This window comes from Mycobacteroides sp. H003, from assembly GCF_001440135.1.
GTDB classification, from domain to species: domain Bacteria; phylum Actinomycetota; class Actinomycetes; order Mycobacteriales; family Mycobacteriaceae; genus Mycobacterium; species Mycobacterium gwanakae.
Genome location: NZ_LJYL01000034.1, coordinates 1,365,483 through 1,383,066, shown reverse-complemented (window position 1 = coordinate 1,383,066; position 17,584 = coordinate 1,365,483). Strand labels below are relative to the sequence as shown.

The 17,584-nt window shown below is 62.8% G+C and carries 19 protein-coding genes; 10 read left to right on the top strand and 9 right to left on the bottom strand.

The window, feature by feature from the left end:
* Positions 1-538: 538 nt before the first annotated feature.
* Together AOT87_RS26635 and AOT87_RS26630 are read right to left on the bottom strand one after the other, a co-directional pair.
* Positions 539-1,681, bottom strand: coding sequence for a cellulase family glycosylhydrolase (locus AOT87_RS26635; RefSeq protein ID WP_057966991.1), 1,143 nt, complete (start codon positions 1,679-1,681; stop codon positions 539-541).
* Between the two features lie 235 nt (positions 1,682-1,916).
* The gene (locus tag AOT87_RS26630; RefSeq protein WP_131726964.1) at positions 1,917-2,345 is read right to left on the bottom strand and encodes a hypothetical protein; all 429 of its coding nucleotides are present in this window, start codon (positions 2,343-2,345) and stop codon (positions 1,917-1,919) included.
* A 151-nt stretch (positions 2,346-2,496) separates the two neighbouring features.
* On the opposite strand from AOT87_RS26630, the gene AOT87_RS29130 reads away from it, so the two are divergent.
* Both AOT87_RS29130 and AOT87_RS26620 read left to right on the top strand, forming a co-directional pair.
* Positions 2,497-3,051, top strand: coding sequence for a hypothetical protein (locus AOT87_RS29130; protein WP_078353854.1), 555 nt, complete (start codon positions 2,497-2,499; stop codon positions 3,049-3,051).
* A 150-nt stretch (positions 3,052-3,201) separates the two neighbouring features.
* Complete coding sequence (locus AOT87_RS26620) at positions 3,202-3,414, top strand: CsbD family protein (RefSeq protein WP_030097629.1); 213 nt, start codon at positions 3,202-3,204, stop codon at positions 3,412-3,414.
* 255 nt (positions 3,415-3,669) lie between these two features.
* Here AOT87_RS26620 and AOT87_RS26615 read toward each other — a convergent pair whose 3' ends face one another.
* Positions 3,670-4,281 carry a carbonic anhydrase gene (locus AOT87_RS26615; protein ID WP_057966992.1) on the bottom strand — a complete coding sequence of 204 codons (612 nt, stop codon included), beginning with the start codon at positions 4,279-4,281 and terminating at the stop codon, positions 3,670-3,672.
* Positions 4,282-4,961: 680 nt separating this feature from the next.
* On the opposite strand from AOT87_RS26615, the gene AOT87_RS26610 reads away from it, so the two are divergent.
* Together AOT87_RS26610 and mug are read left to right on the top strand one after the other, a co-directional pair.
* Positions 4,962-6,050, top strand: a complete 1,089-nt coding sequence (locus AOT87_RS26610; protein ID WP_044105449.1) for an MlaD family protein — start codon at positions 4,962-4,964, stop codon at positions 6,048-6,050.
* A gap of 20 nt (positions 6,051-6,070) precedes the next feature.
* Complete coding sequence (mug, locus tag AOT87_RS26605; protein WP_057967008.1) at positions 6,071-6,619, top strand: G/U mismatch-specific DNA glycosylase; 549 nt, start codon at positions 6,071-6,073, stop codon at positions 6,617-6,619.
* On the opposite strand, the gene AOT87_RS26600 is transcribed toward mug, so the two are convergent.
* Both AOT87_RS26600 and AOT87_RS26595 read right to left on the bottom strand, forming a co-directional pair.
* Positions 6,570-7,382, bottom strand: coding sequence for a DUF1906 domain-containing protein (locus tag AOT87_RS26600; protein ID WP_057966993.1), 813 nt, complete (start codon positions 7,380-7,382; stop codon positions 6,570-6,572). The two genes, mug and AOT87_RS26600, sit on opposite strands and share 50 nt — an antisense overlap.
* A gap of 128 nt (positions 7,383-7,510) precedes the next feature.
* Positions 7,511-8,974 (bottom strand): serine hydrolase domain-containing protein, encoded by a 1,464-nt coding sequence (locus tag AOT87_RS26595; protein WP_078284734.1) that lies wholly within the window; start codon positions 8,972-8,974, stop codon positions 7,511-7,513.
* A gap of 200 nt (positions 8,975-9,174) precedes the next feature.
* Here AOT87_RS26595 and AOT87_RS26590 point away from each other — a divergent pair, with 200 nt between their 5' ends.
* Together AOT87_RS26590 and AOT87_RS26585 are read left to right on the top strand one after the other, a co-directional pair.
* Positions 9,175-9,837 carry a TetR/AcrR family transcriptional regulator gene (locus tag AOT87_RS26590; protein WP_057966994.1) on the top strand — a complete coding sequence of 221 codons (663 nt, stop codon included), beginning with the start codon at positions 9,175-9,177 and terminating at the stop codon, positions 9,835-9,837.
* A gap of 42 nt (positions 9,838-9,879) precedes the next feature.
* Entirely contained in the window at positions 9,880-10,875 is a 996-nt protein-coding gene (locus AOT87_RS26585; RefSeq protein WP_057966995.1) for an oxygenase MpaB family protein, read from the top strand.
* A 25-nt stretch (positions 10,876-10,900) separates the two neighbouring features.
* On the opposite strand, the gene AOT87_RS26580 is transcribed toward AOT87_RS26585, so the two are convergent.
* A complete protein-coding gene (locus tag AOT87_RS26580) occupies positions 10,901-11,929 on the bottom strand; it encodes an amidohydrolase family protein (RefSeq protein ID WP_057966996.1) in 1,029 nt (342 codons plus the stop codon).
* Between the two features lie 120 nt (positions 11,930-12,049).
* Here AOT87_RS26580 and AOT87_RS26575 point away from each other — a divergent pair, with 120 nt between their 5' ends.
* Complete coding sequence (locus AOT87_RS26575) at positions 12,050-13,309, top strand: MFS transporter (RefSeq protein WP_057966997.1); 1,260 nt, start codon at positions 12,050-12,052, stop codon at positions 13,307-13,309.
* Positions 13,310-13,315: 6 nt separating this feature from the next.
* Here the strand turns inward: AOT87_RS26575 and AOT87_RS26570 are convergent, their stop codons facing one another.
* Complete coding sequence (locus tag AOT87_RS26570) at positions 13,316-14,149, bottom strand: SDR family NAD(P)-dependent oxidoreductase (RefSeq protein WP_057966998.1); 834 nt, start codon at positions 14,147-14,149, stop codon at positions 13,316-13,318.
* Positions 14,150-14,314: 165 nt separating this feature from the next.
* On the opposite strand from AOT87_RS26570, the gene merB reads away from it, so the two are divergent.
* Genes merB through AOT87_RS26555 form a run of 3 tightly spaced genes read left to right on the top strand, consistent with a single transcriptional unit; the run spans position 14,315 to position 16,575 of the window.
* Positions 14,315-15,160 (top strand): alkylmercury lyase family protein, encoded by an 846-nt coding sequence (gene merB, locus AOT87_RS26565; protein WP_057967009.1) that lies wholly within the window; start codon positions 14,315-14,317, stop codon positions 15,158-15,160.
* 36 nt (positions 15,161-15,196) lie between these two features.
* Positions 15,197-15,820 carry a maleylpyruvate isomerase family mycothiol-dependent enzyme gene (locus AOT87_RS26560; RefSeq protein WP_057966999.1) on the top strand — a complete coding sequence of 208 codons (624 nt, stop codon included), beginning with the start codon at positions 15,197-15,199 and terminating at the stop codon, positions 15,818-15,820.
* A gap of 26 nt (positions 15,821-15,846) precedes the next feature.
* Complete coding sequence (locus AOT87_RS26555) at positions 15,847-16,575, top strand: TetR/AcrR family transcriptional regulator (RefSeq protein WP_057967000.1); 729 nt, start codon at positions 15,847-15,849, stop codon at positions 16,573-16,575.
* Here the strand turns inward: AOT87_RS26555 and AOT87_RS26550 are convergent.
* Positions 16,572-17,363, bottom strand: a complete 792-nt coding sequence (locus AOT87_RS26550; protein ID WP_057967001.1) for a DoxX family membrane protein — start codon at positions 17,361-17,363, stop codon at positions 16,572-16,574. The genes AOT87_RS26555 and AOT87_RS26550 overlap by 4 nt on opposite strands.
* Positions 17,364-17,519: a hypothetical protein gene (locus AOT87_RS26545; RefSeq protein WP_109398835.1), complete on the bottom strand. Its 156-nt coding sequence runs from the start codon at positions 17,517-17,519 to the stop codon at positions 17,364-17,366.
* Between the last annotated feature and the right edge of the window lie 65 nt (positions 17,520-17,584).

Genomic DNA, 17,584 nt, shown 5'->3' with positions numbered 1-17,584 from the left:
CGATCGGTTTTACCCAAGGACGACACGTCGCTCGAAAGTGCCCACGAGCTAATTCGGCTGTGCGCCAAGGACTGCATCTACGACAGAGACCCGTCGACCACGGGGTCATGAATCCCCATTCCTAACATCCCGCAGCTGGCCTCGGCTGCATACTTCGAATAGACCGGTACTCGGCGATGACACGACAGACAGTTTGAATAGCCACAGTTCAGGCCGTCGGTAGATGACACGGAATTAGAGAACCTACATTGGTTTTGTAGGTTCTCAACTTTGACCGCAAGGTTGCGGGACTCGGCGTAGAGCCACGGTCTTTTAGTCCGCTTTGCCTTGGTCACTAAGACGTATCTGGCAAGGACTAACTGCCACCTGCCCACCCCAAACTCAATGCCGCTCAACAACGTCGGGTGGTGCGACTGTATGGAAAGGCGAATCGGCTGACGAACTCGCCTCTCCATACTCCAAATCATCGCCCGGCAGCGCGACCATGCGGCCCGCCTTGCTAGACGCCAGATACCCGATGCGTGTTGGTCGGCATGCTTTACACGCGCGTAGTCAGCTTTCGCAGCGTCTGATACTCGGTGTCGCGATAGGGCCGCCCGTCCGGCTGTAGTAGATCGCTGAACCACACGTCCGGGACCTTGGCGTAGGGCTTGTCCCAGGAATCCCACGGGAAGTAGGTTTGGGTCTTGCCTGCCACCAGCCCCCAGCTGTACGCACCGACGTTGTGCCGCTTCGCAACTGGGAGCACGCCCTCGACTGTGCTGCCTTGGTCGCGGGCCAGGTACTCGGTGCACAGGATCGGTCGGCCCAGCGGGGCGAGCTCGTTGATGCGGGCCTCGAACTCGGTGGGGCCTGCATACGAGTGGAACGAGATGACGTCGGAGTTGTCGAGTTGGAAACCGGCCATCGCACTACGGCTACCGCGATCCCAGCTGCCCTGCCACACACCACTGGTCAACGGCTGCACGGGGTTGACCGAGCGTGCCCAGCTGAATACCTGCGGAAGCAGCCCACTGACGGCATCGATCTTGTCTTTGCGCTCCACCTTGCGGTACTGCTTGGCCGGGTTGTCCGGCTCATTCCACATGTCCCAGCCCAGGATCCGGTTGTCATCGCGGAACTGGTTCATGACGCCCACCACGTAATCTTTCAGCACTCCGCGGTAGCGCGGGTCGTCGATGCGGTGCGCCCCCGGGCTCTGTACCCAGCCCGAGTTGTGCACGCCCGGAGTCGGCGCCCGCTGGGCTCCTAGCTGAGGATTTGGATCCCAGCACGAGTCGAAGAAGACGAACAGTGGCTTGATGCTCTGGCGCGCGGCGATCCCGACGAATTGCGAGAGCCGGTTCTGGAATCCGGCGCGGTCCTGGGCCCACAGCAGATCGTGCAAGAACACCCGTACGGTGTTGAACCCCAGTAGCCGGCACGCCCCCAGCTCGCTGTCGATGCGCCGCGCGTCGTAGGTGCCCGGTGCGAACATCTCGAGTTGGTTGATCGCGTTCGAGGTGATGAAGTTGGTGCCGACCAGCCAACCCTGGGCCTGGTACCACGCGTTGGCGCGTTCAACCGGCCATTGGCCTGGCGCGGCCGTCGCCCGCGGGATCACCGAAAGAGGAGCCAGTATCTGGGGGAGAGTCGCTGCTGCCAGCGCCAGTGGGATCTTTAGGGCCGTTCGACGGTGCACTTAGTGAACATAGTGGCGCCCAGCAAGTACTCAGGGCTCACGTATCGCATTGCAACCACTGAGGTTTCATATCGTTATCAACTTGAAGCGCCCGGGTTTGGTGGCTACTACATGGGTCAATACCGACGCCGGCCGTCATGAAGCAGCGCGATAGATATTGCGTTGCGATTAGCTGGCTGATTGTGGTCGCTTTTGCACTGTCGTCACCGGGGGTGCGACAACCCTGACGAAATCACTAGGTGCCGGGACCGCCGCCGACGGTGCCGTTCATGTCGGCGGGGCCGCTGGGGACCCCACCCGCGGCGCCGTTCACGCCCGCGGGACCGTTGGAGGAACCGCCTGCGGAACCGCCGCCGGGGCCACCGATGGGGGGGACGTTCGAGTTGGCGGAATTGCCAGCGGGACCGCTAGGTGAACCACCGATCGGGCCCGTCACGTCGGAACGGTCAGAGTTTCCGATGGGACCGGTCACGTCCGAACCCCCGGAAGAATCACTGTCGGGATCGGCCACCTCGGAATTGCCGGGGAGTGCCATCACCGTGGAAAGGACGCCAGCGTGGCTGCCGTGATTGGTGGCGACGGCGCCGCCGAACAAAGCCACGACCCCGCACACCACCAGCGCTCGTCCCAACATCCGGTGGCGGTTTGAAGGCTTACCCGTCATAGCCATAACCCTAGTTTATTCTGTAAACAATTGCTAGCATCGTCGGACATCCGAGGTTGGTTCATAGATGTCTCTTGCCGGCGCACGATCGGCAGGAGTGCAGTACGCGTTTTTCGCGGAAGATCGATCACACACCAAGGGAGAGAAGTAGATGCGCATCAAGAATCTGCATGTCACCGCGTTGCCCGTCGCAGTAGGCGTCATTGCCTCAGTTGCGGTGGGCTGCTCACACAAGACTGGTGACGCGCCTTCGCTCAGTTCGGCTAGCTCGGCCGCTTCGTCGGCGATCTCGTCCATCACCGCTTCGCCCTCCGAAAAGCCCAGCACGACACAGATTCCGGGCAAAAACGGCACGCCTTACACCGTGGAGGGGCCGATCCTGGCCAAGTGGAACACCCTGAACGATGTTCAGAAGAAGGATCTGGGCGCACCGTATGACAATCAGAAGGAGACCCTGGACCGCAGCGGCGTCTACCAGCAGTTTGACGGCGGCGTGCTGATCTACCGCAATGGAGAGCCGGTCTATTTCGTGTGGGGCAAGATCCGAGACACCTGGAACGAAAACCAAGCCTCACAAGGCAAACTCGGCTATCCCACGGCCGATGAGGTGACCGAGTCCGACGGCTCGTTCAAGTCCACCTTCGAGCACGGAACGATCACTTTCAAAGTCGGCGATGCCGATGCGAAAGTCTCACTGACAAACTGAGCAACCAGTAGAAACGTCAGCACGGGCACGGGTCGTCGGTGGCCCTCAAAACGCCGTAGACGACCCGTGCTGCCGACAACAGCGGAGTTGGCCATTCTAAAAGCGAGACGCTTGTCTCGCTGCACGACATCATGAGAAAGGTTGGGAAACATGGGAATTACTGATGACGCCCAGAACAAGTTCGATGATCTTAAGGGCCGCGCTAAGGAAGCCGCCGGGTCCGTCACCAACGACGACGATCTGAAAGCTGAAGGACAGGCCGAGCAGGGGATCGCCTCTGCCAAGCAGAAGATCGCTGACGCTGCCGATAAGGTCAAAGAGGGTGTTGAGGCCGTCAAGGACAAGCTAACCGGAAACGACTAGCCAGGCGCGCTCAACAACCGGCGCCGACGTGGGTCAGTATCGCCTGCGCCACAGAGCGGTCACGGACCGACGAACTGTACCAACGCTTTAATCCGTTGTGCGGCTGACGATTTGACTTCCATCGAGCGCAGTAGTGCTGCCGTACTGGAATGCCGGATCGTATGCGTAACGGGCGGTCGATGACGTGCACTTCATCGACCGCCCGTTGGCGTCGAGATGCGCCCGTTGCTCGGATAGGAAGCGCCAGGCTGCTGCCTACTCGATGTCGCCGACGTGGCCGTGCAGGACGATGCGTCCGTCGGCGAGTTTGTAGGTCAGGTACACGATGGCGAGCTTGTTGGCCTCGACGGCATCGGCGACCACCTGCGAGCGCTGCAACAACTTGATGCCGGTCTCCTCGACGTGGCGGGCCTCGAACTCGTCAATACGCGACAGCCCGTCCTTGCGGCCACCCAGAATTGAGGGCATCACCCGCACCACCAAGTCCCGGATATGCCCGCCGGGCACCTCGCCGCTATCCAGGGCGGCCACCGTGGCCCCCACCGCGCCACACGAGTCGTGGCCCAGGATCGCGATCAACGGCACACCCAGCACCGCCACCGCGTACTCGATCGAACCCAACACCGCCGAGTCGATCACCTGACCGGCGGTACGCACGATGAACATGTCGCCCAGGCCCTGGTCGAAAATGATTTCCGCGGCCACCCGGCTGTCCGAACAGCCGAACAACAGCACGTCAGGGCTCTGGCCATTGGCCAGTTCAGTACGACGCGCGATGCTCTGGCTCGGGTGCTGCGGAAAGCCACCCACAAAACGCTCATTGCCCTCTTTGAGTGCCTTCCAGGCGGACTTCGGATCAGCTGTCATATGCGCATTGTGCATTACGGGGGTATCGTATGCAGCGCATGTGAGCGTGGACACATTCTTCACGAACAAACGGTCGCCCTAGCGGCGCTTATGTGTTGCCCCGCATATCGATTCACGGCGGAGACCGGGCGGCCAAACTCCCGTGGATCCACCTTCGGTTCACGGTGTCGATCCAGCTTGCCGAAGGCGTACCGACAACCGCCCACGGACCTCCTCTAAGCGATGGCAAATTCATTGCCTGAACAATCAGCATTGCTTGGATGGGGCGCCCGAAACCAGGCGATTAATGTGGTGACGAGAGTTTGGTGCCTCGCGGAACCGGAGAATGCATCCGTATAGCAAACTCTGGACCGCTCTTCGCGGCCTGTACGCCCGCGCGCCCCTGCCCTCAGCGAGCACCCGGTCCCGATTCGTTCGTTGAACGCGTCGAGTCAAATCTGTCACCCGGCGCAGGCTCGTGACGAGGCTCATTTGAGGCACCATCATGTAGTGGAAATCACTGGCTTTGACGAGATAGCGAGGGTGTTTGGCCCAATTCCGCTTGATACGGTTGCGCGATGGCATGGGACGCGCATTCCCAGATAAATTCTGGTACGGTTGTGCCCATCCGCTCAACGGCCGCAGGGGCGTCGCGGTGCGCTCGTCCGGTCGTTCAAGCCGCCGCGGCAGCTCTATTGGCAATGACAGTATCGGCCTGTGATCCGCCGACCCTGGAGAGCCTTGACCTGCCGGCGCCGAGCATCGGTTCCGATGCCTATGCGGTGACGGCAAAATTTGCTAACGCTCTGAATCTGCCGGATATGGCAAAGGTACGCCTCAAGGGCGCCGATATCGGCGAGGTCGAATCCATTGAGGCAATCGACGATGTGGCCGTCGTCAAACTTCGGATACTCAGGGGTGTGCGCCTGCCGGTCGGATCCACTGCCCAGCTGCGCAGTGCGACCCCGTTGGGTGACGTGTTCGTAGCCCTCGAACCCCCGATTCAGCCATCTGCGGAACTCCTCAAGGACGGCGACGTTCTCGATTTACAAACCACGTCATCGGCTGCCTCCGTGGAAGGTGTGCTCAGTTCAGCCGCGGTATTGGTCAACGGTGGTGTGGTCCGCAACTTAACCCACCTGGTCAACGGGCTGGGCAAGGCTTCGGCTGACAATGGTCAAACCCTGGGCGACATTGTGGGGCAATCGAATCAGCTGCTGGACACCCTCAATAAGCGTTCGGCACAGATTCAAAACTCATTGGACAAGACGTCCGAACTGGCCGCCTCGATTTCGTCGCGGGAGAAGACGATCAATGATCTGATCGCGGCATCGGGCCCGGGCGTGCAAGCTATCGATGCTAACCAGATCGGCGACCTGGCCAACAAGAGCGGGCAGATCAGCGACCAACTTGCGAAATTCCCGTCGATCCAGGGCACTGACGGCCGCAGCACACTCGCCGACCTCAACTCGATCTCGCGCGGCTTCAACGACATCGCGGTGAGTCCCGACACCAGCCTGGTCGCACTCAACCGGCTGATACCAATGCTCATTAAGGCGAACGCCGGTAGTGCGCAAGCGCATGACGTCAACATCGCCAAGCTGGCATTGGGCAACATCGACGACGCGGGCTACAAGGGGTCCAGCGATTACCACGGACCCAAGCAGGCCGACTGGGCCTACTTTGTCGGTAGCTTCAAGTACACCTTGTATCGGCTTCAGGAGCGCATCGTTGGGCAAGGCCCGAACCCTCCAGCCCCCCAGGATAGTTCGGTACCGCCAGGCCGGTGAGTCATGAGAACCTACATGCTGTGGGTCAGTACTCTCCCGATATTCTCGCGCATGGGCTCGATGTAATTTTCTGTGGAATCAATCCTGCCGCCACGGCAGTGGCCGATGGACACAACTTCTCAAACCGGAGCAACCGTTTCTGGGAAGTGCTTTACCGGGCCGGCTTCACCGACATTCGCCTGCGCCCGGAGAACGAGCGTCAACTGTTGACGTACGGGTGCGGCATCACTGCTGCTGTCAGCCGCGCGACACCGCGGGCCGACGACATCACGGCTAGCGAATTCCGTGCGGGGCGGCCAGATTTCGAGGATAAGATGCGTCGCTTGAACCCTGGGGCGCTGGCATTTCTCGGAAAGCGTGCGGTGGTGTCCATGCTCAAATCCCCGCACATCGCATTCGGACTACAGCCATTCCGCTTCGCGGAGGTGACGACGTGGGTGCTGCCGAATCCCAGCGGTCTCAACCGGCGGTTCGCGCTCGATGCACTCGTCGACGCCTACGCCGAGCTTCGCGTGTCTCTCACTGGTGAAAGTTCCACTGGCCCACATCCTGGGCCAGGGCGTCGCTGACGTCGACCTCGAGCCCACCGACTACCGGGCCAGGATTCGATGCGGTGCTCACAATGCGCTGGTAGAGGACCGCACCGGGGAAGACCTGGCCGCGTGACCATGACCGGGTCTGCCAGGCCCACACGTGGCCGGGTGAGCGCGAATTGCCGATCACGCCATCGGCAGCGGCCCACTGACACGGATTGACGCCGCCGTAGATGCCGGTGCGCTGTACGCCGAGCACCGAGTTGATGCCCTTAAACCATTGCAGAGCAACGTTGTTCCAGGTATCGCGGTTGATGTCGTCGTCGACGGAGAAGAAGACCGGCGCGCTCTGGCCGCCGCCGGCGGCAGTGTGCAGCTGCCAGGCGGTGCGAGCGTCCTCGACGCCACCGGCGAATCCTCGTGTGAAGTCCGATGGCGCTGTCCCGCCGGGCTTTCCGTACTGGAAGTTGCTGACGATGACCAGCCCGGCCGCGGTGAGCGCCTGGGCATACGGCCGGGTGATCGGCTTGGCGCCCATGGACGAACCGGGGCGTGAGGTGGAGACGTAGTTGATCACTCCCGAGTGTCCCGCGGCCTTGATGTCCTCTGCCGGAATCTGGCGCATGGCGAAGTCGATCAACGTGGGCGCGGCGGCGGACGCCGTCGGTGCGCTGGCAGCGGCCGATGCCGCACCGAGCCCGGCCAATGCGGACAGGGCTGTGGCGTAGCGCAGTGCGTCACGTCGCGTCACCGATCGTGAAGCGCGCAGAGGGTCGTTGGTCCCCGACGAATCGTGCATCGCAGGAAGTTAACAATGTGACTGTTGTTAAAGAAGTTGCCTCGCCGAGACGTCCGATAACGTTCTGGCATCAGGGTGAAGAATCTCGTGATCGGCAGGGGCGCAGTGGTTCTCGTCCACCGGGCCGGTTAATTGCTGTAGAGATGCAGAACCCGGGCTGCCGTGGTGGCGATATCGCCGCTCAGCCCCACAATGGGTGGACCGCCGCGCTGATGGATAACGTTCGCCAGGACCACTACATACGTGTCCGACGCTGCGTCGATCCACACCGTCACCCCGGTGAAGCCTGAGTGGCCGACGCTGCCGATGGGAAAGAGCATTCCACGCGGCTTGGACAGTTCCGTATCGATATCCCAGCCGAAACCGCGCAGGCTCTGTGCCGCTATGGCCGGATAGTGCGGTGCAAGTAGGGGATCGGTGGTGTTCGGACTCTTCTGGATGGCCTGGCGGCTGGCGTTGTTGGCCGCTTGGAGTTGTGCGGTGGTGTGGCCTGGCTGCTGCGGTGTCGTCATCAGTTCCAGGGTGGATTGCTTCAGCGGGAACAGGCTCGGTCGTCCGGCGAGCCGATCGAGAAGTGCCTGGGAGTACCGGCCGACGTCATCGGCCGTCGAGAACACACCCGCACTGCCGACCGCGCCGCCCATCCGGCGCGCGGTGGGGTCGTGGACGGTCCCGCGAAGCAGATTGTCGTAGTTGGGATTGATAGCCGGGGCGTCCTCGTCGCGTGCCGTCGGTGCGATGCGTGTCAACAGATCGGTGTTCCAGGTGCCCACCGGACAGGGAACGTTCGCGGTCATCAATTTGTCGAAAGAAACTGCTGTACCGATGGTTTGGTGCGGTCCACATGCCTTGGCCGGGGGTAGGTAACGCGTGTCGGACATGCCCAGCGGCGCAAAAACGTTGTCCTGCACGTAGACATCCAGAGACTCGCCGGTGAGCTTCTCGATGAGCACGCCGAGGATGATGAAGTTGATATCGGAGTAGTGGAATGTCTTACCGGGGTCCAATGCCAACGGGGCGGTGAGTGCCCGATGTACACCGTCCGCCTTGTCCGCCTCCGTCACTCCCCAAGGCCCCTGATGGCTCAGGTCGCCTCCGATGCCCGAGGTATGCGTCAACAGCATGCGAAGTGTGACCTGTGCGCGTCGCGGGTCGTTGTCGGGGTTGAAATCCGGCAGGTATGTCTGTACGGGTTCGTCGATCCGAACCAGGCTCTTTTCGTACAGCTGAAGAAGGGCCACACTCGTCGCGAGCGGTTTGGTCAGCGACGCCAGGTCGAAAATCGTGTCGTCGGTCATCGGTTCGGCCGGTGCGGGCGACCCGTCCAGTCCCGGTTCGTCGGGGAGTTTGCGCCACCCGAAGGCCTGCCGGAACACGACCGTGCCGGCGTGCCCGATCTGCACCACCGCGCCCGGTAGCCGAGGCTCCGCAACCGCATCGTTCATGAGGCGGATGACGGGCGCGAAAGGACCTTGGGGCTCCACGCTCGGCGCGGGGGCGGTCGGGTTTGTCGCGTGCCCGCAAGAAGGCACGCCCGCGAGGGCAAGGAGTACTGCGGCGACGGCACAGACCCGAGCACCCGGCAGCTTCACCGGACCAACGGTAGAGGCTCGGATACGGGTTGGTGCATCCCGTGGGCGATGCGGTGTGGAAGCAGATTGCCTGGTTGGACCAGCTGCAGCTCACGAGCGTCCTTGGGGTCTGTGGGCTACGCCGCTTGGCTTCCTGGCCCGCAGTGGGTATGGTGACCATCGGTCGTTCAGCGACCGCCGGTCGCTGAAAGGAGGGACTCATGGTAGTCGAGTTGGCACCGAAGGTGTCGCGCCGACAGGTCAGCGCCGAGGGAACGCGGCGTGCGCTGCTGGACAGCGCCAAAGAGTGCTTCGCGACAGTCGGATACGACGCGACCAGTGTCGCGACGTTGACCGCACATGCCGGGGTGAGCAAGGGCGGCTTCTATCGGCATTTCCCGGACAAGAAGGCCGTGTTTGAGGCGGTGTTCAGCGAACGGCTGGTCGTCGCGGCAGCGGGAATCGAAGCAGCGAATACCCGGATGCGGGATCGGCCAGTGGGAGCCGGATTGCCCATCGCGGGCCGGGCTGCGACGGAGTTCGTAGGCCTCTCACTGAGCGATCCCATACATCGCGAGCTGCTGCGTCAGGCACCCCAGGCGCTGGGCCCGGACCGTTACCAGCAGATCGATGACCAGTACGTGTTGCCGGCGCTCGTCGCGCTGTTGACGCACATGGTCCAGCGGGGCGAGCTGATCTCAGCCATGCCCGTGGTCACGACCGCGCAATTGCTTTTACGGGTGCTGTGTTCGGGCAACACGCTGATCTGCCAAGCGGAGGACCCTCACGACGTGTTCGGCGAGGTCCTCACGGTGCTCGGTGTCTTTTTCAACGGGATGACAACACCGGGCCTGCCGGTACCCCAACCTCGCCAATCGCGCTGAAATCGCACTGCCCGTCAGGGAATACAGGAAAGAGGCCCAGGGATGGATCTTCTCGTCGACGCATTAGGTAAATCGGGCCGCCGTGCCTTGCAGATCGCCAACGGGCCGCGTCGCAACGCGGGCTACTTCGGCCCGGAATCGGTGAGTTGGAAAGTGTGGGGACATCCCGTCATCTCGCTCGCGGGCATCCGGGGCTCCATCGTCGCCGTGTTCGATCCGGCCGGCGCCGCCGGAGTCGATCAACACTCCACCTATGCTGCGGATCCTCTTGGCCGAGTCCGGCGCTCCAACATGTTCTTCACCCAAGCGGTCTTCGGCGACACCGAGGCGGCGGAGAAGATTGGCCAGTGGCTGTTCAAGCGGCACAGTGCGGTCAATGGTGTGGTGCCCGATACCCAACAGCCCTATGTCGCGAATGTCCCTGAGACGCTGCTGTTCGTCTATGTGACCGGTTGGCATGGGCTGCTCGAGTGCTACCAGCGCTTCTGCCCGCCCGGGCAACAGCTGACCGACGAGGAGATCCGCCGGTTCTACCGGGAAAGCCTCATCACCGCCGACCTGCTGGGCATCCCGCCGCGCTACGTGCCCGCCACCCCGGAAGATGTCGCCGACTACCTCGCCGTCGACGCCAAGAAGATCATCAGGCCCACCGCTGAAATGCACAAGCTCGTTTCGTTCTTCCTGAAACCCCCAGCCGCACCAGCCTTTCCGCTGCTACCCATCAACCCGTTCCTGCGGATGGCCGCCCACGCGGCGGTTTCGACCTTGCCGGACGAATGGTTGGAACTTATTGGGGTGCAACGTCATCAGCGTTTATGGGCCGCCAACAATGCGGTCGTGCACCGGGCACTCACCATGGCCCATCGGCACCAGGTCATCGATGACTTCCTCCCGATAGCCGGACCAGAAGCATGGGGCTACCGGCATAACGCCCGCAGACACCCTTCCTTGACGCGACCCGTGGCCTATCCCTTCAAGCAAGGTGACAGCATGCAGATGCGCAGCAGACCGGCGATGTCGCAGACAACGTCCGGATGACCTCGTTGGTGCTACACGGCGAAGTTCACCGCGAAGCCATCAAATGTGCGACGCCACGCATCACGGTGCGACGCGCCAGGTTCCGTGCGTTGTCCGCGAGCGACCGCGTCGGGGGAGTAGGTGCCGTGCCGAGACGGGGAAAGAGCCTCAGGGCATTGGCATGGTCAATCGCGGCGCGAGCCGAATTGTCCAGAGGGTAGTTCTCCAGACCGGCGGCGAACAGCTGTGAGGCTGCCAGCGGCGCGAACGGCCAGTCCGATCCGAACAAGACGTGACCGGGTTTGGCGAATGCCAGCAACGAGGGCAGTGCGGCGGGGCTGGAGGACAGTGCGGTATCGAAGTAGAAGCTTGCGAAGTCGTCCAGATTGTCCGCGGGGTTGGCCCCCGTGTCGCTGGTAATGGCGACGGCCATGCGGTGGCTGGCGTACGGCACGAAGCCACCCGCGTGGCTGAGGATGAACTTGATGTTCGGGTACTTGCGGCGGATTCCGTTGCGGACCAAAAGGTATGCGGCACGGGTTGTATCGAGAAGGAAGTCGGCGGCAAACGGCAACACCCCGGTTATGGCCGGCCCGGGCAGATCGGCGGGATGGATGAAGACCACCGCTGCGCGGGCGTCCAGAGCGGCGAACAGATCGTCCTGCCCGTCCTGGCCGAGGTAGACGCCGTCGTTGTTGGCCAGCAGGACCACGCCATCTGCGCGTAAGACATCCAGTGCACGAACGGTTTCGGCGATAGACGCATCGATATGGGGCATCGGGACGGTGGCGAAGAAGCCGAACCGCTTCGGATGTTCGTCGACGACGGACGCGGTGTAGTCGTTCAGGTCGCGGGCCAGCGCCGCGGCATCAGAGGCGGAGGACAAGAAGGTAGTGCCCGGTGTCGACACCGACAGGATTGCGGTGGCGATGTCCAGGGCATCCATGGTTTTCAGGGATGCCTCGGGGCTCCAGTCCGGTAGCGCCCGCCCGCCGGCCTCATCGATTCCGGCGGTTTGTAGGACCTTGCGATACAGGGCCGGGATGCAGTGATGGTGGGTGTCGATGCGTGCCATGAGTATCCGCCTCAGTTGTCGGTTTCAGGGTGCCGCAACGATTGTGCCCCGATCTCGTGCCCAGCGGCCCTAGCGCGTGAGCACCTACAGTGGTTGTTCGAAGAACATCGAGAGGACCGTATGTCTACGGAAACGCCTGCTACACGCCTTGAGGCGGATGTCCGGGTTGTGCAGCCGCGCGCCTTCCTGCCGGTCTTTCTGCTGGCCTACTTCGCCTCCGCGGTCGCGCTGCTCGCCGCCGGTGCGGTGAGCATCCCGCTACGGCTGGCCGAGCTTGACCCGGCGCACAAGACGCAGGTGCTGTCGTTGACGATGGCTCTCGGTGGCATTGCGATCATCCTGGTGACGCCTCCCTTGGGCCATCTCAGTGACACCTCGATCTCGCGGTTCGGTATTCGCAGGCCGTTCCTGGTGGGGGGCACCCTTGTCGGTGCGGTGGGTCTGACGACATTGGCCACGGCACCGACGGTCGGTGGAGTGGTCGCGGGTTGGTGCATCACCCAGATTGGTTTCGCCGCAACTCTGGTGGTCTTCAACGCGCTGTTGGCAGATCAGATATCGGTCGCGATCCGGGCACGTGTGGCGGCGGTGTTTGGCATCTCGACCAGCCTTGCGCCTGTGGTCGGCAGCGTGTTCATCAACGTCCTACCGAACGATCCGCGATGGTGGTTCGGACTCCCGGCGGTACTGGCGCTGATGTTCAATGGCGCCGCCGCACTTATTCTGCGTGACATCGTCCGCACGCAGCGGGTTCCCCGAAGTTGGCAAGCGATCCTCGCGAGCTATTGGATAAATCCAAGGAAACACCAGGATTTCGCGTGGGCATGGATCTGCCGCCTTTTCGTCACGATGTCGGTGCTGTTGGTGACGGTCTACATGCTGTACATCGTGGCGGGCACCTTGGGATTGTCGGAGCATGAGGCGGCCGCCAAGTACGGCATCATCATCGGTGCCTTCCTGATCACCAATACGATCACCGCAGCGATATCGGCGTGGTGGTCAGATCGCACCGGTCGGCGCAAGGGCATCGTCTGGACCTCATGCCTGATCACTGCGGTCGGCCTGGTGATCTTGCTGCTGTTCAAAGACTTTCATTCGCTGTTGCTCGGCGCGGCCGTGATCGGAGCAGGGCAGGGCGCCTACGCCGCCGTGGACTTGGCACTGATGACGGAGGTGCTCCCCGAGACGGAGTCGTCGGGGAAAGACCTTGGCGTGGTGGCTATGGCGTACCTGTTGCCGCAGTTGCTTGTGCCCATGTTGGCAACAGCGCTATTCGGGCTACATCACACTCAAGGGGACTTCAGCATCCTGTATCTGGCGTCCATGGTGCTGTCGGTCCTCGGCGCACTGGCAGTGCTTCCGATCAAATCCGTACGGTAACCGGACCTATGTGATCGACGCGATGGTGGTGTCAGCTGCTGCCGGTGAGAACAAGTCGATCGCCGGTAGCAATGCGCGCAGCACGGCGGCGTTGACCTCCACCGGCTGGTGAGTCACGGCGCGCATGATCCAGCGACCGGCTTCCGGTGCGGATAGCGCTACGGCGGCCTCGTATTCGGCTGTGGGTGCGATCATTTCGGTGCGCACCAGTGGGAAGTACACATTGGTCGCGCGGACACCGGGGTGTGGCTGTTCGGCGTTCAGGGTGCGGCCGAAGATCGCCAGTGCGCTCTTGGACGCCGCATAGGCGGAGAAGCGCGGAAAAGTGTTGGCGTGCAGGGCCCACGTGCAGACATTGACGATTTGGCCGCGGCCCCGCTCGATCATTCCGGGCAGTAAACCCAGGGTCAGCTGCACGGGCGCGAAGTAGTTCAGCGCCATGGTCCGCTGGTAGTCGTGCAGCCGGTCGGTCGCGTCGATGATGCGACGGCGGATGGAGCGACCGGCGTTGTTCACCAACACATCCACGCGCTGATCGCAGAGGTCCTCCAGCAGCCGGGCGATCTCCGCCTCGTCGTTCAGATCGCAGGTGCGCCACTCGCAACCGGTTTCCTCCGCGAGAGCCTTCAGCTCATCGGCCCGCCGGGCCACACCGATCACGCGAGCTCCCCGGGCGCGTAGTTGGATGACGGCCTGTCGGCCGATTCCGGCCGACGCACCCGTAACGACCACCGTCAGTTGGCTGACGTCACGTCCCGGGCCTGCCAGTAGTGAATCGATCGGCGCAGGCAGCAGGGTGCGGCGCTGAGCAAGGTTTTGGACGGTGCGGCGTACGGACACGGAGTCCCCTTCACATCGGTGGTGGCCATTACCGATATGACCACACGGTCATATTACTGGGCCCCGCACGTGCCACCTGGACGGGGGTTGTTGCGCATTGAGGACGCCCAACAGTGTGTGTACAGTGATCGAAAAGTGAGCAGTGATCACTAAATGGAGGCGTCGATGGCGATACTGACTGATGAGGCGCGCGCGCTCCGAGGGCGCATCATGGCGCAGGTGCTGACCGACGGAACCGCGCCGACGGTTGCGCAACTACGCAGCGAATTCGCGCTGTCGGACGGGGAGGTCGCTCTGCTCCTGCGTGCCCTGGAGGGCGCGATCTGTGTTGCCCGCCAGGACCAGGAGCATGCGGACAGCGAGACTTTCCAGGACGAAGTGCTCAGTGCCCCGCAGCCGCCGCTGGGCGAGCTGGTCTACGCGCGCCCGTTTGCGACCTTCACAAACCACTACGCGATTACCGTTGATGGTCAGCAGAAGTGGTTCGCGGAATGTGCTGTCGAGGCGTGCGCGATATCCGGGCAGTTCCCCGGTGCGGAGGTGATCGTGGACTCTGTGTGCCGGCAGACCAAGCAGCCGGTGCGCCTCGTCGGGCGGGACGGCCTGCTGGTCGACTACTCACCCAAGACACTGCGGGTACACCTCGGATATCCGGTTCGTGAGATGCCCCATCGGGTCGTCGGCTGGTGCGATTACAACAGCTTCTTTGCATCGGAAGACGCCGTGAACCAGTGGAGAGCAGAGCATCCCGGGATCGCCGGAGTTACTCGATCGCCCGCCGAGATGGCGCGCCTGATTTCCGGTTCGATCGCGCGAGGGCGACACGACTACTCCTACCAACCCAGTCTGCCGCTGCTGACGATGGCACGACAAATGCGGCAGATGGGCCTCACCCGGGCCACGCGGCTCGGATTCCATGTGCCCGATCCATTTTGGCTGCCGACGCCAAAGATGCTGTCCAGCTGGCGAAGGAACGGCCTGGGCAACTTCATCCGGCTGCGATTTCACTGAATGCGCCGAGGGGACACCGAGCCAAGGGAGCTAAAGATGTCTCGAGCCGATGTGTACGCGATGGTTCAACAGGAGAAGCGCGACCTCGCCGCACTGCTGCACACGCTCACTCCGCAGGAATGGGACGCGCCGTCACTGTGTGCGGGGTGGAGGGTGCGTGATGTGGTGGCCCACGTGCTGTATGACGGAACTTCGTTCCCCAGGTACCTCTACGAGGTCGTCCGGGTGCGCGGATCGGCCGATAAATTGAACCAGCTCTATATCGACCGAGCAGAAGGATGGTCGACCGACGAGCTGCTCGCGGCCTTCGAATCCACCATCGACAGAAGCTATTCGGCGAAGATCCAGCCGAAGCTGGTTCTCGCTGATCTGCTCATTCATCACCAGGACATCCGGCGCCCGCTAAAGCGGCTCCGGAAGGTGCCCGCTGACACCCTGCGAACTGTACTGGAGAATCCTGACCCTTTTATTCACTCGAAACGCAGACTCAAGGGGTTGCGTTGGACGGCAACCGATGTGGACTGGACCTACGGTGACGGCCCGGAGATTCGAGGCCCAGGAGAGGCAATCGTGATGGCGGTCGGTGCCCGTCCCAGCGCGCTGCCCGAGCTCACCGGCCCGGGCGTGGATCTACTTCGGCCCAGGCTCGGCAACAGCTGAGCACACGGCATTCATAGACTGGCCACGTGCCCACCCCGACGAATGCCGCGGATGTCCCCGCCACGAGGCGGGCAAGACAGCGTGCGCAGACAACGGATGAGATCAAGTCCCACGCCAGAAGGCAGCTCGCCGACGGCGGTACCGGTGCCCTGTCTCTACGGGCGATCTCCCGAGAAATGGGTATGGCACCTGCGGCACTGTTCCGCTACTTCGATACGCAGGCAGCGCTGATTACCGCATTGTGCGTTGACGCCAATGTCGCCCTTGCCGAAGCGATGAGTGAGGGGCAAGAAGCCGCGGAGCAGGGCAGTGCGAGGGGGCGGGTACGCGCCGCGTTCGTCGCCGCCCGTCGCTGGGCGCTCGCGAATCCGGGAGATTTCGCCTTGCTCAGCGGTACGCCCATCCCGGGATATCGTGCGCAACCCTCCGAGACCGGTCCTGCTGCAGTGCAAGTCATCGTCTCCTTCATGGGCGCGTATCTCAGCGCCGTCGCGGCGGGTGAGGCGGTGCCGCAACGCACTACATTCCGCCCATTGGCTCCGGGGCCACTACTTGCTGCGCTGCTGGGAACGACTACGGACGCACCGGCTGACACCGCGATCATCGGGATCGGTATCTCGGCGTGGGCATCCATCACCGGGTATCTCGCCGGCGAGATCTTCGGGAGTCTTCGGGATCTCGTGACAGACAGCGATGCGCTCTACGACGATCACGTGGACACCGTCATGCGTGGAATGGGCTTCGCCGTCTCTTAGTGGCGGCCGAAGGTGCGGGCGAACCTGCGGAGTCTCGGTGGCGGATCGGCGGCAAGTGCCTCGATCTGTTTCCGGCCTCTATCTGCCGCGCTGGCCAGTTCGGCGCTGTGCTCTGAGATGCGTTCCGCGAGTTCATTTCCCCGCCGTGACGCGATATCCGCCAGCTGGCCGCCCCGTCGTTGCGCGGCCTCGGCGATCTCCGCACCCCTTTCGCGGGCGTGTTCGGCGATCACGGGAACCTTCTCGCGCGCCGCTTCTCCCAGCTCTACCGTCTTGGCGCGGAGCGACTGCGAAGTGTCTTCGGCCCCGGGGAGTGCCGAGGTAACCACGGCGACAGCGTCGCTAGCTGCCCTGCGCGCACGCCACGATAAGCCGGGCCGTCCCTCAGTGTCGATGCCGGCGATGATCAGACCGCCCAAGATGGAGACGTTTTTCCAGAAGTCGGTCTTCTGCTGCAATTTGAGGGCTGGATCGGTCTCGCGCCAGAACGCCTTGCTGCCCAGGGTCACCGGGACCAGGGTGCCTGCCAGTACCCAGGCCGATACCCGGGGGAGCCGTCCACTGGCCAAGGCCAATCCAGCGGCAAGCTGTGCGGCCCCGTGTATTTGGACGTAAGTCGACGGGTCTCGTGGCAGGTATCGGATGGCTGAGCTGGGCGCGTTCTCCAAAAGGTCGTTGACCAGGGGTTCGGCAACGGCGGCCGATGCCTCCGGATGGCGGAGGCCATCGGCGCCCGCGGCGATGAATATGGACCCGAGCATGGGACGGGCAATGCGGCGTACCAACACTCAGAACCACACCTTGCGACCCGCGACGGGCCTACCCACCGCCCCTAAGATCCACAGGACCGCGCCGGCTACTACCAGGATTATCCCCACCGTCTGGAGAATCGGGACGGCCAAGATGTACCCCAGGACTGCCAGCAGAACACCCAGAATAATCATGATGCGGCTCTCCTTGCTCAAGGTTCGTAGCGGCCACTTCGGCCTCACGACCGGGATATACCCGC